Origin of the sequence: Candidatus Terasakiella magnetica, from assembly GCF_900093605.1 — a bacterium.
GTDB classification, from domain to species: domain Bacteria; phylum Pseudomonadota; class Alphaproteobacteria; order Rhodospirillales; family Terasakiellaceae; genus Terasakiella; species Terasakiella magnetica.
In genome coordinates this window covers 95,996-111,882 of sequence record NZ_FLYE01000001.1, presented here as the reverse complement: position 1 = coordinate 111,882, position 15,887 = coordinate 95,996, and the positions used below count along the sequence as shown (strand labels likewise).

Annotated in this window: 12 protein-coding genes; 6 read left to right on the top strand and 6 right to left on the bottom strand. The window is 46.2% G+C overall.

The features are described 5' to 3' along the window. Positions 1-149: 149 nt before the first annotated feature. Positions 150-2,306 (top strand): protoglobin domain-containing protein, encoded by a 2,157-nt coding sequence (locus MTBPR1_RS00320; RefSeq protein ID WP_069185561.1) that lies wholly within the window; start codon positions 150-152, stop codon positions 2,304-2,306. A 239-nt stretch (positions 2,307-2,545) separates the two neighbouring features. On the opposite strand, the gene MTBPR1_RS00315 is transcribed toward MTBPR1_RS00320, so the two are convergent. Then, entirely contained in the window at positions 2,546-3,250 is a 705-nt protein-coding gene (locus MTBPR1_RS00315) for a Crp/Fnr family transcriptional regulator (protein ID WP_069185560.1), read from the bottom strand. A gap of 247 nt (positions 3,251-3,497) precedes the next feature. Here MTBPR1_RS00315 and MTBPR1_RS00310 point away from each other — a divergent pair, with 247 nt between their 5' ends. The 3 genes from MTBPR1_RS00310 to MTBPR1_RS00300 all read left to right on the top strand — a co-directional run bounded on the left by MTBPR1_RS00310 (position 3,498) and on the right by MTBPR1_RS00300 (position 6,778). After that, complete coding sequence (locus MTBPR1_RS00310) at positions 3,498-4,685, top strand: adenylate/guanylate cyclase domain-containing protein (RefSeq protein ID WP_069185559.1); 1,188 nt, start codon at positions 3,498-3,500, stop codon at positions 4,683-4,685. A gap of 104 nt (positions 4,686-4,789) precedes the next feature. Continuing rightward, positions 4,790-6,121 carry a diguanylate cyclase domain-containing protein gene (locus MTBPR1_RS00305; protein ID WP_069185558.1) on the top strand — a complete coding sequence of 444 codons (1,332 nt, stop codon included), beginning with the start codon at positions 4,790-4,792 and terminating at the stop codon, positions 6,119-6,121. A gap of 30 nt (positions 6,122-6,151) precedes the next feature. Further along, positions 6,152-6,778 carry a DsbA family oxidoreductase gene (locus MTBPR1_RS00300; protein WP_069185557.1) on the top strand — a complete coding sequence of 209 codons (627 nt, stop codon included), beginning with the start codon at positions 6,152-6,154 and terminating at the stop codon, positions 6,776-6,778. On the opposite strand, the gene mfd is transcribed toward MTBPR1_RS00300, so the two are convergent. Continuing rightward, positions 6,775-10,248, bottom strand: coding sequence for a transcription-repair coupling factor (gene mfd / locus MTBPR1_RS00295; RefSeq protein ID WP_069185556.1), 3,474 nt, complete (start codon positions 10,246-10,248; stop codon positions 6,775-6,777). The genes MTBPR1_RS00300 and mfd overlap by 4 nt on opposite strands. 13 nt (positions 10,249-10,261) lie before the next feature. Beyond that, positions 10,262-10,531 carry a succinate dehydrogenase assembly factor 2 gene (locus MTBPR1_RS00290; RefSeq protein WP_069185555.1) on the bottom strand — a complete coding sequence of 90 codons (270 nt, stop codon included), beginning with the start codon at positions 10,529-10,531 and terminating at the stop codon, positions 10,262-10,264. A 77-nt stretch (positions 10,532-10,608) separates the two neighbouring features. Between MTBPR1_RS00290 and recG the strand changes: the two genes are divergently transcribed. Continuing rightward, positions 10,609-12,690, top strand: coding sequence for an ATP-dependent DNA helicase RecG (gene recG, locus MTBPR1_RS00285; protein ID WP_069185554.1), 2,082 nt, complete (start codon positions 10,609-10,611; stop codon positions 12,688-12,690). Here the strand turns inward: recG and MTBPR1_RS00280 are convergent. Continuing rightward, positions 12,662-14,305, bottom strand: a complete 1,644-nt coding sequence (locus MTBPR1_RS00280; RefSeq protein WP_069185553.1) for a tetratricopeptide repeat protein — start codon at positions 14,303-14,305, stop codon at positions 12,662-12,664. The two genes, recG and MTBPR1_RS00280, sit on opposite strands and share 29 nt — an antisense overlap. Continuing rightward, positions 14,306-15,082 (bottom strand): DUF502 domain-containing protein, encoded by a 777-nt coding sequence (locus MTBPR1_RS00275; RefSeq protein ID WP_069185552.1) that lies wholly within the window; start codon positions 15,080-15,082, stop codon positions 14,306-14,308. It abuts the gene before it with no gap. Positions 15,083-15,164: 82 nt separating this feature from the next. Here MTBPR1_RS00275 and MTBPR1_RS00270 point away from each other — a divergent pair, with 82 nt between their 5' ends. Then, positions 15,165-15,407 carry a hypothetical protein gene (locus tag MTBPR1_RS00270; protein WP_069185551.1) on the top strand — a complete coding sequence of 81 codons (243 nt, stop codon included), beginning with the start codon at positions 15,165-15,167 and terminating at the stop codon, positions 15,405-15,407. Between the two features lie 4 nt (positions 15,408-15,411). Here MTBPR1_RS00270 and MTBPR1_RS00265 read toward each other — a convergent pair whose 3' ends face one another. After that, entirely contained in the window at positions 15,412-15,792 is a 381-nt protein-coding gene (locus tag MTBPR1_RS00265) for a cyclic nucleotide-binding domain-containing protein (protein ID WP_069185550.1), read from the bottom strand. Positions 15,793-15,887 lie beyond the last annotated feature (95 nt).

Here is a 15,887-nt window from a genome sequence, read left to right as displayed (position 1 = left end):
AAAAAAACACGCTGATTCTGTATTTACCCATTAAAACAAAAGACTAACTATTCTTGGGCTTGCCATGAGGTTGAATTTAACTAATACTGTTCAGTCACAAATAGGTAATAAAAATAATAAAACTCACTAAGAAACATCTGGGAGCACGCATGTCAGAACCTACACAGGGCATTTCAGTTGAAAGCCAGTTTTTTGAATGGGATTCCACTGAGAAATCCCTCCTTATGGAATTAGGTAGCGTTCTTACCCCTGCCCTACCGGTGATTTTCAATAAATTTTATGATTACGTTGATACTATTGAGCACCTCAGAGAAAAAGTAGCCCATGCGGGTGGTCCTGAACGCCTCAAACAAGCACAAGCTGCACATTGGAAAAACCTTTTCAACAAGATTGATTCTGAAGAATTTCGCCAAGAAACCATCGCCATTGGGCGTGCCCATGACAAAATTGGCCTTAAACCGGATTGGTATCTTGGTGGTTATCATTTCCTGTTGACCGCAACATTAAATGAATTGCGCCGTTTGGAGAAAAATGTCGCCAAGCGTGGTCAATATATCGACGTGTTCCTCAAGGCTATGTTTTATGATATCGAATTATCTCTTTCTGCCTATGTGGAAATCGGTTCATCCAACCTGATTAAATCTGAAATCCTGACTCTTTCAGACATGTTGGAGCGTGAAGCCACCAACACCATTGGTGAAGTGGCTCATAAATCCGCAAAATTCAACCAGATTTCTAAACAGGTTGCCAAACGCTCAACAGGTCTGCAAACCATTGTAAATGACATGGCAGACCTCACAACCCAGTTTTCCCAAGACGTGCAAACCATTGCGGGATTGAGTGAAAACTTAAAAGAATTAAGCAGCAACATTGGCATGCAAGTAAATGAGACCTCACAAGCAACCCAAGCTGTCTTTAACCTAAGCCAAGAAGCCTCCAGCGCCGTGACCCGTCTTAATGATGCGACGGATCAAATTTCTGGCGTTGTCACCCTGATTAAAGACATTGCAGCACAAACCAAAATGCTGTCCCTTAACGCAACGATTGAGGCTGCGCGTGCAGGGTCTTACGGTAAGGGCTTTGCCGTTGTGGCCCAAGAAGTTAAAGGTCTGGCAGGACAAACGGAAAACAGCATCACACAAGTCTCCAGCCACTCAGCCGATATTTCACAAGAAGCTTCCGCCACAACGAAAAACATCAATGATATTGAAGGTTCCATCACATTGATGGCAGAGCAGGCCACAGAAATTTCTGGTGCTGTACAAGAACAGTTATCTTCCTCTAACGAGATTTCCAGCCGCATGGGCGAAGCGGTCACAAAGTCAACCAATGTGGCAGACCAAATGGGCTTCATTCGTGAACAGGCTGAGGAAAACTTACAATCCTCCATGGCACTGTCGTCAATTTCCCAAATGCTAACACAGGATATGGAAACATTGCGTGCACGTATCCTCAGTATCGTGGGCACCTCTACCGTTAAAGATGATCATGTGCGTGTACCTGTTGCCCTTGATGCGAACCTTATTGATAAAGGTGTGGCCTATCCTTGCAAAATCGTCGACCTCTCCCTTGCTGGTGTTATGCTCAGTTTCCAAGGGGAAAACCCTCATACCGATGTGGCTATGGGCTCTGCCTGTGAATTAGAGTTTGACCTTTTAGGCCGCGCTAAATGCCGCACACTTATGCCATCAGATAATCTGCTGCATGTTCAGTTTGTTGATTTACTTGGCACAGAAACCACGATTTTGCGTGAATATGCTGAAGAAGTTATGGCAAAAGATTTCCGCATTGGTGCCATCTGCCAAGAAGCCGCAGGCCAAGTGCAACACAAATTTAATGAATGCCTGCAAAATGGTGACATTGATATTGATGACCTGATGGACGAAAACTACGAGCCGATTGAAGGCAGCAACCCGCGACAGTTCATGACGAATTTCGTTAAGTTCACGGACCGGATTTTACCTGCTATTCAGGAAAAAGTCATGAATGAGAATGATGAAATTCTCCTCTGTTGTGCAACAGACCGTAACGGTTTCATCGCCACCCATAACAAGATTTATTCACATCCACAACGCCCTGATGATCCTGACTGGAACATGGCAAACTGCCGTAACCGTCGTATTTTTGATGATAAGGCAGGGCTACTTGCCGCCCATAACAAAGAAGCCATGTTCACACAAACCTATGAGCGTAACATGGGGGCTGGCAATATTGTCTATCTTAAAGAAGTTGATTGCCCGATCTTTGTGGAAGATGAGTTCTGCACCGAACATTGGGGTAACTTACGTATCGGCTATAAAGCCTAAACACATAAAGGGAACTTCATCTGTAAGTTCCCTTTTTCTTTTTTCAAACTCAATTACCGTTGATTTTACGAATTAGAAAGATCAACAGGCCTGCGCTCACAACAACTGTTGTCACCACACCGCCAACACCAAACATTGCGATATTATCCATTGCAAAAGTTCCTCATTTTTGTGAATTAACACCCACATAATGACAAACCCTATTGGCAGTGCGCATTGCGAATTATCAATGGAGTAAATTAATTTTCGTTTGCGATGGTTTCAAGTTTAGGTAAATCAGCCCGAAAATGGTTTTTCCCCAAATCTTTTAAAGAGCCATCGCGCTTAAATTCCGCAATAATGCGCGACGTCGTTTCCGTCGTCACCCCAAGGATGGCACCTAAGTCTTCGCGACTAAATAAATGACAGCTGTTATCGCCTTTATCTGAAAGCCCAATAACCAAACGGGCCACACGGGATTTAGAACTCCCTGTTGAAAGCTCAGTCAGCCATTCATCGGCCTGTTGTACAGCTGTGTGCCAACGTGCAAGCAATTGGCTATGGATACGCGGTGTCTCTTTATTCAGGCGTTCAACGACATCACGCGGTATTTGACAAAGCTCTGCATCACGCAAAACAGTGGCATAATGTTCATATGTGGGGTTTACAAGCGCTTCAAGCCCGGCCACATCACCTGTGCGCAACAAACGCACAATACGCTGCCCGCCATCGGGGAGGTAATGCGTCAGCTTAATCACGCCACTGCGCACCGTATAAAGGTGCGTTGCATCATCACCTTCGCCATAGAGGCTTTCACCAGTGGACTTGTTGACCTCCATAATCGGCTTATGGATCAACTCAAAATCATCATGCTCTAGATCAGCAAACAAAGCGAGATGGCGAATGCCACAACTCTCGCACGATGAAATCCCTGTCCAAGCATTCGCAATGGCTTGATTTTCCAATGATATGCCCTTTTAATTTTGCATCATGTATATCAACTCTTTTTAATACTTACCCTATTTTAGAAAGCCTATTCAATCCAATTCTTGTCTCATTGTTTAAAACTTTTCCACTTTGATCTTCAAGACAAGCTTACAGTTGCTAGAAACCCTTGATTTAGAAAAATATATCCTAATTTTACGTATAAATACTTGCATGTTAGGGGCAGCAATATACCTTCACTGTAGAATTAAACTTTTGAGAGGCTCCATGGCACAATCGCAAAACTCAATCATTGATTGGATTATCAATGAGGGTTGGACGTTTTCTGATAAGAAAGCCTTCACAAGAGAACTGGCTAATAGCTTCTTAAAAGCGGGGGTAAATGTTGATCGTGTGCGCTTAACCATCCGCCTTTTGCATCCCCAAGTCATGGGATACAGCTTTACATGGGACAGCTCAAAAGACAGTGTCGACTTCCATGAAGCAAGTCATCAAATGAAGGAAACCGACCTTTATAAAAACAGCCCGTTTGCCGCCATTTTTGATGATCAGGCTGGTGCAATCCGGCGCCCTTTATATGATCCAAACTGCCTTTTGGATTACCCGATCCTTCTTGATTTAAAGGAAGAAGGTTTTACCGACTATGTGGCCCTGCCCCTTATATTTTCAGACGGACGCAGAAGTGCGATTACCTTATCAAGCAAAGCAAAAACAGGGTTTAGCACAGAGGAACTCACCCTGATCTATGACAGCCTGCCAGCCCTATCGCGTATTATTGAAAATCACGCCCTGAAACGCACGGCATCTGTGTTGCTGGAAACATATTTGGGTAAGGAGACCGGAAATCAGGTTTTAAGCGGCAAGGTCAAACGCGGTGATGGTCAACGCATCCGCTCCATTATCTGGTTTTCAGATTTGCGCCAATCAACCACCTTGGCTGAAACCATGGAAAATGACGATTTCCTTGACCTGCTCAATACGTATTTTGAATGTACTGCTGGTGCTGTGCTGGAAAACGGTGGTGAGGTCTTGCGCTATATTGGTGATGCGGTTCTCGCCATCTTCCCTGTGGGCGAAACCGATCTATGCAGCATGACCCACAAGGCGGCCCAAAATGCAGAAAACGCTGTCAAAGATGCTTTTGAACGGCTGGAAAAAATGAACATGCGCCAACAACGCAAGAACCAGCCCCTTGTAAAATGTGGTGTGGGTATGCATGTAGGTGAAGTGATGTATGGCAATATCGGCACCCATGAGCGTTTGGAATTTTCAGTCATTGGCTCGTCTGCCAATGAGGCAGCTAGGCTTGAGAGTATGACCAAGGAACTTGGCGTCCCCGTTGTGGTTTCTCACCAGTTTTGCGCCCTGCATGGCGGTGCGGGTTGGCACTCTTTAGGCAGCCACAACCTTAAAGGTTTTTCTAATAAACGAGAGCTATTTACATTAGTGCAATAAAAAGCCGGATAAAAACCCTAAACTTATTGATGTTTATCTGGAAATTGCCCAAAATTCGTTTAGTATGCCCACAAATTTAATAATCAAATACAGGGAGAGTGGACTTGAGTTCGCATCGCATTGCCAACATCATTGTTGCCTCTACAAATACTGAAAATCTTGAAAAATTTGCCACTCGCCTTGAGAAATATCACTATACGGTTTTAGGCTGTGATAATTCAGCCTTAATGACCAAGGCAACAACGGCGCATCCAGACTTGATCGTTATTGATGTTACTTGTGATGATTTTGATGGATTTGAGCTCGTCAATGAACTTAAGTCTGATGAGCGAACCTCTCACCTTCCTGTGGTTGTTTTAGCCGAGCAAAAATCAGATAACCTTTATGCGCGCGCTATTGATGTGCGTGCTGATGATGTGTTTATCCACTCCTTTGATATTCAAGAGTTTTTCATCCATATCAAGCCGCTTTTGCGTCTTTCCACCATGTATATGGAACTGGACAACCGGGTCAAACTCGCCAAGTCCATGGGTGTGGATGCCAGCAATGAAGTCAGCAGTGATGAAGGAACGCGCTATCAGATTTTGCTTATCGCCCCTAAAGATGGCGACCGTGCAACGATTGAAGCCGTGCTGGACGGCAATTGCCATATTGATATCTGTGAAGATTTCTTTGCCGCAGAAGATCAGCTAACGACTGGATTATATGATGCTGCTATCTGCGCACTTGATGAAAATAACATGGAAAATGTACTGAGCTTAAGCTCACGTGCACGCAATAACCCGCGCCTGTTTAACCTGCCCATGCTGGTGATCAGCGATGGCAATATTAAAGACCGTATGGATGCATATCGCCGTGGTGTGACGCGCATTGTGCGCCGCCCGTTAAACCAGTCATCTTTAAAAGCTAAACTTAAAATGCTGGTGCGTCGCCAACGTCTGCGTTGGAATGTGCGCAAAGCCATGGATACCACGCGCCAAAGTGAAACACTTGAAGAAGTCAGCAATGCTTATTCCAAGGATTTCTTCACAGCAAATCTGACCAATCAAATCGAAAATGCCCATAAATGGCAAAAGAACCTGACTGTCGTTTTCTTTTCTATTCCCAATATCCCAAACTTGCGCGAACAGTTTAGTGATACAGCGGCAGAACATTTGATCCAGCAAATTCACCAATGGATTGGCAGCTTAACTCGCGTTGAAGACACTGTTGCACTCTTTGGTGACCATGAGTTCTGTATTGCCCTGCCTGACACGCCGCTTGAAGAAGCGCAAATTGTCATGCACCGCATTGCAGGTATCCTCAGCTACACCGATTTTGCCATCGTTGATGTTTTCCAACCCATCAGTATTTGGGTTGAATCTGGTATCACATCGGTTGAACTTGGCGATGACGTGGATATATTAGTTAAGCGGGCACGCAAAAACATCGACTAACGTGCCTTACTTTTTATTAAGAGCAGGTTTATGTATATCGACATTTATTACGACACCATCTGCCCGTGGTGTCTTATTGGTAAGAAAAGGCTGGAACAAGCCTTGGAAAGCCGTGGTCATGTCTCTTTAAAAGCCAGATGGCGCCCTTTTTTGTTAAACCCGTCCATGGCGCCCCAAGGGATGGACCGTCAAACCTATCTTGAACAAAAGTTTGGCGGCCCGCAACGGGCCAAGCGGGTCTATGACGTCATTGCCCAAACAGGCCATGAAAATGGCATTGATTTTCAATTTGATAAAATCCAATACACACCCAACTCTATTGATTCACACCGCCTTGTTTATTGGGCTGAAAATTTTGATTTAGAGAGCAAAATGGTTGATCGCCTGTTTCAGGCCTTTTTTATTGAAGGTCAAAATATTGGTGATCAGGATGTGTTGATTGAACTGGCTGGTGAGGTAGGGCTTAATAAAGACGACTGCCTGCTCTATCTTGATGGTGATGAAGATTATAACGAAGTCATCCAATCAGACCGCGAAGCCCGTGAACTCGGCGTGCATGGCGTTCCCGCCTTTGTGGCGCGTGATCGCTATATCATCTCAGGCGCACAAGAAGCCAAAATACTTGGTAAATTCATTGATACGGCGTGGAACGGTTAAGAAGCTCTCGCCATCTCACCCAATGTCACAAGTAACTGCTTTACCCCGCCCACACGTTTTGACATATCATCCCAACGCCGCATAAACACAAGGCAATGATCGGGGCGCATTTTTGCAGTTCCGGCCTGATCCATCAAGAAACGCACCAGCCCATCTGGGTTGGAAAATTCATTATTGCGAAATTTAATCACAGCACCCTTTGGCCCTGCATCGATTTTCTCAATAGAGGCTTCGCGACACATCCGTTTCATGGTGACCGTATCAAGCAGGTTTTCCACCTCACCCGGCATAGGGCCAAAACGATCGACCATTTCAGCCGCAAACCCATCCAGTTCCTCACTGGATTTCAAGGTTGAAACGCGGCGGTACAATTCCATGCGCACATTCAAATCCGCAATATAGCTTTCCGGTATCAAAACAGGCAGGCCAATACCAATCTGCGGGCTCCATTCATGTTCTTCAACACTTTGATCCCCGCCACCTTTGGCTTCTGCCACAGCTTCTTCCAACATCTGCTGATAAAGCTCAATCCCGACTTCTTTGATATGGCCTGATTGCTCATCCCCAAGTAGGTTCCCCGCCCCGCGAATATCAAGATCATGGCTTGCCAGCGTAAAGCCAGCGCCAAGGCTATCCAAGGTTTGCATAACTTCAAGGCGCTTTTGCGCTGTCTTGGAAATCTTTTGGCCCGGCGGCAAAGTAAGATAGGCATAGGCACGGGTTTTAGAGCGCCCCACACGACCACGTAACTGATAAAGCTGCGCCAAACCAAACATATCAGCGCGGTGAATAAAGATCGTATTGACTGAGGGTAAATCCAGACCGGATTCCACGATGTTTGTGGCAAGCAAGATGTCAAAAGCTTTTTCAGAAAAAGCCGTCATGACCTCTTCAAGCTCTTTGGGCTTCATACGTCCATGGGCCACGGCAATCTTGGCATCAGGCACCAGCTCATGTAATTCTGCCGCCACCTTATCCAGATCAGCCAAACGTGGACAGACATAAAAACATTGCCCGCCGCGAAAACGCTCGCGCTGAATGGCCTCGCGCACAACCACATGGTCAAATGGCATGACAAAGGTGCGCACAGCCAAACGGTCCACAGGCGGCGTGGCAATCAGGCTCATTTCCTTCACACCCGTTAGGGCCATCTGTAATGTCCGTGGAATAGGCGTGGCGGTGAGTGTCAGCACATGGACATCGGACTTTAATTTTTTAAGCTGTTCTTTGTGGGTGACGCCAAAATGCTGTTCTTCATCCACAATCAACAGGCCAAGGCGTTTGAACTTCACATTTTTTGCCAAAAGCGCGTGCGTGCCCACCACAATATCAACCGTGCCCTCATCCATTTCTTCTTTCACACGCTTGGCCTCGGTTGTGGTCACAAGGCGCGAGAGCTGCTGGATACGGATGGGAAAGTCTTTAAAACGATCTGTAAAATTATTGTAATGCTGGCGCGCAAGCAGGGTTGTTGGCACCACAACGGCAACCTGCATGCCCGACATGGCCGCAACAAAGGCAGCACGCAGGGCAACTTCGGTTTTACCAAAGCCCACATCACCACAAACCAAACGGTCCATCGGGCGACCGCTTTTTAAATCACTAATAGCATCACCAATGGCGCGCAGTTGATCATCGGTTTCCACAAATTTAAACTGGGTACAAAACTCTTCATAAAGCCCATCAGGTGGCGCAATAGCATCACCTTTGCGTAATTCACGCGCAGCAGCCACTTTAATCAATTCATCTGCAATATCGCGCACACGCTCTTTAAGGCGGGCTTTTCTCGCCTGCCATGCCACGCCGCCCAATTTATCAAGGTTTGCAGCGCCTTGATCAGAACCAAAACGTGATAGCAGTTCAATATTCTCAACGGGAAGGAAAAGCTTATCCCCCCCATCATAAACAAGGATCAAACAATCATGGGGTGCACCGCCCACATCAATGGTTTCCAAACCTTCATAGCGCCCAATACCATGATCCACATGGACCACAAGGTCGGTTTCATTCAGGCTGGAGGCCTCAGCAATAAAGTTTTCAGCGCGCATACGCCGACGCGCTGGGCGCACCATACGGTCACCCAGGATATCTTGCTCTGATAAAACTGTAAGCCCCTCAAAAGCAAAACCATGCTCAAGGCCTAAGACCACAAGAGCCACGGCGTCCTTGGGTAAAAGTTCAACCTCTTTAAATGACCCAACCGCAGCTAACCCAGCAACGTTATGTTCTTTGAGCACATTCATCAAACGATCGCGCGATCCATCAGAATATGCTGCAACGATCACACGTTGGGCATTATTTTGTTCAGCCACAATATATTGGCGAACCGCATCATACACATTGGCATTGGGATTTGCGCGCGCTTCGGCAAAATCAAGACAGCGCCGCCCTTTACCATCAATGACCGTGTCACTTTCTGGTTCATCAAATGAATTTAGCTGGCCTATGCCCAAGCCATCAAAAGCTTGGTTCCAATCTTCAGCATTTAAATAGAGCAGACCCGTTTCAATGGGATTATAAGGTGCCTCACCTGTCAGGGCCGCATCTGCTACATCAGCGCGTGCCTCATAATAATCTTCGATCATCTCAAGGCGAGAGGCACGGGCGTGATCAACTTGTGTGTCGAAAACAACTTTAGAAGCTTTTGGTAGATAATCGAGCAGACAATCCATTTTTTCATGAAACAAAGGCAGCCAATGTTCCACACCAATGGGGCGTCGCCCTTCTGAAACCGCTTCATAAAGCGGGTCTTTTGAGGCTTTTGCGCCAAATATCTTGCGAAACTGCGTTCTAAAGCGCGAAATTGCCTCTTCCCCCATGGGAAGTTCACTCACAGGCTTTAAGGCAAATGTTTTCACCTGATCAATGGTGCGTTGGCTAACGGGATCGAAACTACGAATACCTGAAACCTCATCCCATTCAAGATCAAGGCGCAAGGGATCATCATGCCCCGGCGGGAAAACATCAACAATATCACCGCGAACAGCATATTCACCGGGTTCCATCACCGTTTCGCTGCGTTGATAGCCATTTTGCTCTAAAAAGCTGATCAAATCCTCACGGCGGACTTCATCACCGGCTTTGGCACTATAAACAGCCCCTTCAAAACTCTCTTTTGGGGGAACTTTTTGCAAGAAAGCTGACACGGTTGTTAAAATCAGGCGTGATTTCTTGCCCCGCACCACAAGGGAGGTCAGCGCATCAACACGCTGGCTGACGATCTCTGTATGAGGTGAGACACGGTCATAAGGTAGGCAGTCCCATGCGGGAAACTGGATAATTTCAAGCTCAGGGTAGAAAAATGAAACTGCTTGAGCCGTGCGCACCATTTTGGCTTCATCTGTTGTGATAAACAGAAGATCACCATGTTGTTTGGCAAGATAGCCCAACAGGTAACTGTCATAGCCTTCAGGGACACCGCTATAAGTCAGTGTGCCAGCTGTTGGGAGTGCGCGCAAAGAAAGTTTCATAAAGAGACCCGACTTAAGGGTTATATTGATGTTCGACGAATTCTTGGCAGTGACGTAGTTTTTCCATCACTTCGTTATCAAATTCAGCCGGAACAGGAAGTTTCCCCGTGATCCATTTGAAAATATCCAGATCATTTTCTTCTAACAGTTTTTCAAACTGGGGAATTTCATTTTCAGGTAAATCATCAAGGTAACGCTTGGAAAAACGTGCAAAAATCACGTCATTTTCGTGCATGCCCATATATTTACATTTATGATGTAAGCGTTTAATTCTGCCGTCCATTGTCAACACCATTTGCCAGATGAAAAAATTTGCTTAGGATATAGCTCTCTTTTCACTGATTGTCATTTCCAAATCCCATGCGCCCTGAAATTCTTTTCCCCCTCTTTAGACCGATCACCGCCCTTAAAGGGGTTGGTCCGCGCATCTCCAAGCTCATGGAAAAGATCACAGGTGAACATATTGTGGATGTCATGTGGCATCTACCCACCAGTTTTATCGACAGACGTTTTTCCCCCACCATTGCTGAGGCCCCCGATAATACGGTTGTGACATTGGAAATTAGTGTTGCCAAACACTTCCCATCCAGAAACAGGCGCGCGCCTTATAAAATCTCGTGCTTTGATGAAACGGGCCCCATGGATTTGGTGTTTTTTAATGCCCGTGGGGATTATTTAAAAAAACAACTCCCTGAAGGCGAAACCCGCATCATCAGCGGCACAGTGGAGCGTTTTCAAGGTATCTTGCAGATGACACATCCAGACCGGATCGGCAAGATTGAGGAAAAAGACGAAATTCAAACGGTTGATCCGGTCTATGCGCTGACCGCAGGGGTGACTAACAAAACCATGGGCAAGGCCATTCGCAGTGCCTTGGACCATACTGAAGAGCTCACCGAATGGCTTGACCCTGCCTTTAAAAAACAAAAAAAATGGCCTGATTGGCAAGAGGCGTTAACAACCGCCCATCACCCAAAAGAAGAAGAAGACCTTTTTGCTGATAGCCCTGCGCGCGAACGCCTTGCTTATGATGAACTTCTTGCCAACCAACTGGCCTTGGCCTTGGTGCGTCGCACCGTACGCCGCGCAGCAGGTCGCCCCATTACAGGGGATGGTAAATTGCGCCAAGAAATCCGCAACGCCCTGCCCTTTGACTTAACAGACTCCCAAGAAAATTCATTAGAAGAAATTAAAGCCGACATGGCTGAGCCACTGCGCATGTTGCGCCTTTTACAAGGTGATGTGGGCAGTGGTAAAACCGTCGTGGCCCTTCTCACCGCCCTCATTGCCATTGAAGCAGGCATGCAGGCCGTCATCATGGCACCAACGGAAATTTTAGCGCGCCAGCATATGGAAACCATTGAGCCCTTGCTGGTTGGAACGCCCATTACCCCCGTTATCCTAACAGGGCGCAATAAGGGCAAAAAACGCACCGAGATTTTAGAGCGCATTGCCTCAGGTGAGGCACAGCTTGCCATTGGTACCCATGCGCTTTTCCAAGATGATGTGGAATTTGCCAATTTAGGCCTTGCCGTGATTGATGAACAACACCGTTTTGGCGTCCACCAACGTTTGGCCTTAGCGGGTAAAGGCCAGCATGTGGATGTGTTGGTCATGACTGCAACGCCCATCCCGCGCACCTTAATGCTCACCGCCTATGGCGATATGGATGTGTCGCGCCTCACAGAAAAACCTGCGGGGCGAAAACCTGTGGATACGCGGGTGATGTCTTTATCCAAAATGGAAGAAGTCGCCCAAGGCATTGGACGCATGGTATCAAAAGGCGCGCGCATTTACTGGGTCTGCCCGTTGGTAGAAGAGTCAGATAAAATTGAGATTGCCGCAGCCCAAGAACGCTTTGAACATCTCCAAAGCCTTTATGGGGCGCGCGTTGGGCTTGTGCATGGCAAAATGAAAGGCACTGAAAAAGATGCGGTCATGGCTGCCTTTGCCTCAGGTGAAATCGATGTGCTGGTGGCAACGACCGTCATTGAAGTCGGTGTTAATGTACCTGAAGCCACAGTGATGATCATTGAACATGCCGAGCGTTTCGGCCTTGCCCAGCTTCACCAGTTGCGCGGGCGCATCGGGCGGGGCATGGCAGCCTCAACCTGTTTACTGCTTTATGGCGCACCCTTATCTGAAAATGGGCAAGCTCGCCTGAAGATTATGCGCGAAACCGAAGATGGTTTTATCATTGCTGAAGAAGATTTACGCCTGCGCGGGGCTGGTGAAGTGCTTGGCACCCGTCAAAGCGGCTTGCCGGAATTCAAGCTCGCTCAATTACCCGCCCATGAAGAATTACTGGCTGCTGCGCGCGATGATGTGAAACTGATCTTGGATAAAGACCCAGAACTGCAATCACCGCGCGGGCAAGCTTTGCGCACGTTACTTTACCTCTTTGAAGAAGATGCTACGGTTGGCTATTTAAGATCTGGATAAGGGCCTTAAAATCCGTCCAGTCTTCATCGAGCTTTCGATTAATATAGGTTGCACCGGGCCACCATAAAGGGTCAACAACACCTGCGTTGCCACGATAAAGCAAGACCGTCTTGGTCCCCACTGCTTGGGCCAGACGAATAGGCGCAGATGCCACGCCCACAGCATAATCTAGGCCTTTTACGAGGCAAGCAGTCTGGTCAATATCAGTATATTGATCAAGCTCTGGAGGCTGATGGATAGTGATACCGAGCTCATCTGCCACAGCCTGAAGTTCCGCGCCTGCCTCACCATAATAGAGGTTGATAAAGGTCAGGTTTGATTGCTTTAACACATCTGCAAAAGAACCAAGTAGATCAATGGCTTCTTGCTTGCGTTTGCGCGTGATATGCCCACTGCGCCAACACAAACCCACTTTTACACCCTCACCAAGACTATCAAGCCAATTTTGCCATTTATCATCCAATTGCGCATCTGTTAGAAGCGGCTGAGCTTCTGTTGCGCTAAAGCTTTCAAGGCTTGGGCGAAGATAACGGCCCAAGGCGCCAATGGGGCTATGATAATCATAATGATCTTTTCGATGTGTCCTGCGTCCATAGACGGTGAAGTCTGGGAAACTACGCTTAAAGAGAGGAACTAGCTTATCATCACATTCAAGATCAACCTTGCTCACACCCTCAGGCAAGTCACGCAACATGGAGGCATAACTGAGCTGATCCCCAATGCCCTGTTCTGCCCAAATAAGCAGGCTTTTACCGTTTAAATCCTCACCACGCCAAAAATCGCCTTGTGGACGGTTAAGCAATTGGGGAAAGCGTGCTTCTAGGCGATACCATGCTTCTGGCAAATCCACCCCGAGCTTCATCAACATGCCACCGGACTTGCCGTAAGCCTCTATAAACTGAGGGTTCATTTGCAAGGCTTTGTTATAAAAATTCAGCGCGGTTTCAAACTCAAGCTTGAGATCAAAATAAAAACCTTCGCAATAAGCTGTTAGAGCCTCTTCTGGATAAAGGCGTTTCATCTCCTCCAGATAGCTTAATGATTTATCAAACATGCCTAATTGCGCAAAATGTTGCTGCATCTGGGAAAGCGCATAAAAATTATGGGGCTCAATTTGAAGGATTTTGCCCAAAACCTCTTCAACATCGCCTTCACCTTGCACCAATTCGTGCTTTGCAGTTTCAATTAAGGCATCCAGATGGTCTGGATTTTCCTCTAAAAACGTCGAAATGATCTTTTCATAATGATCAGCTTGGCCTCTATGAAAGCATATGCGTGCGAGCAAGCGTGTTGAAAGCCAATCTTTTGCATCAACTTTTATGCGTTTTTTTAAAAGACGCTCGGCTTCTTTTTCCCGATCATATTGACGCAAGGCCAGAACTGTTTTTTCAAGCAGGCTGGCTGAATTTGGAAAGATATCCAGTGCAATGACCATCAGGTCACAGGCTTTTTTCCCCATGCCGACTTCAAATAAAACATCGGTTGATAAGAGAAAAGTATTCTCAGAAATATTTCCAGCTTCTACCTGCAGGTAAAAAGCCCCCCATTGGGGATGGCTGCATTTTTTATTGATTACAGCGCAGACATTTTGAAATTTTTTAAGCTCTTTAGACACTTAGGAAGGCTCTGAATGTTTAGAAACAATTACTGGCGCATTATCTTTTTCACGCACAATATCAACTTCTTCATATGTCTGGGCGGAGACTTGCGGCTTATCTTGCACGTCTTGAGGACGTGTATCAGGTGGGGTGACAATCCCGCCTGAGATCACCATTTTTACCGCTTGCTCAACAGACATATTAAGCGGGATCAAATCCTTTTTAGGCACAAACAGCAAAAAGCCCGAGGTGGGGTTTGGTGTTGTGGGTAAAAAGATGTTCACACAAGACTCTTCTGTCAGGTTTTGTACTTCACCCTTGGTCGTGCCCGTAATAAAGCCGATGGCCCAAATCCCGCGACGGGGATATTCAATCATCACGGCTTCGCGAAAGGCTTGTGATTTTTGTGCAAGGACCGTTTCAAAAATTTGCTTAGTCGCACTATAAATCCCGCTGATCACAGGCATACGCGCCATAATGCCTTCACTTAAGCGCACCAGAAGCTTACCGATGAAGCCCGCCGTTAACATGCCCACCACTGTCAGCATGATGATCACGATCAACAACCCAAGGCCGGGTAAACTGAATGGCAGATAGGTTTCCGGGTTATAATCGAGCGGAATAAGCGGAGTGACTTTCTCATCGACAAAATCGATAAAAAGCCATGCCAGCAAAATTGTAATGGAAATTGGTGCGGTAACAAGAATACCTGTTAGAAAATACGCGCGTAACCGTGCGGTAACGGTTAACCCCGTAACGGGTTTCGCATCTTCGTGCATATTTTCATCAGACATAGACAAACGTTCCTATTTTTTGTAGCGTGAGGCACATGTTATATACTATATCTTCAAGAAAAAAGAATGAAATGTTACTGTTATGAAAAATTGGGTCATTCAATACGTCTATGCCACTGAAAAAGCCGAACAAGGCGTCTCAATTTTGGAAGTAGAAGCTGAAACAATTGAAGAAGCAAAAAAAATCGCTGTGCAAAAAGCAGCGGCTGAAGAATATATTTTTAACGTCTACCCACAATCAGATGAACAATTTCTTGGCTCAGTTAAACATCAAGCCAATATGCTGGTGGGAAAAGGCGAATATATTGATAGTGAAGAAGCCTAAAAGCTTAGCTTTTTAACTTAACGATCTCTTGGCCCATGCGGCGGATATTTTTTACAAAAATATTAACCAAGCCACGCATAAAGGGATCAGCTTTAGAAAGTTTTGAGACAAAAGTATCGCGCGTCACCACAACCAGTGTGGTTTGCTGAACAGAGCGCGCAGCGGCCATACGCGGTGCATTATCAATTAAGGCCATCTCGCCAAAGATACCACCTTTATTAATGGTCCCCAGAACGACTTCTTTGCCATCAATCAACTTATAGATTTCTACCATGCCACGCTCAACGATATAAGCACGATCACCAGGTTCACCTTCTTTAAAGATTCTATCACCTGCGTAAAAAACCTTGCGTTCAATAAATCGTTTGGAAGCCTGACCCGACATTTGGGAAATCCTTTAAGAGCGTCTATTCCAATAAATATACTACTGATTTATATATTTAATGCAATCTAGTCTAATGACATAATGTTAAAAAGTTA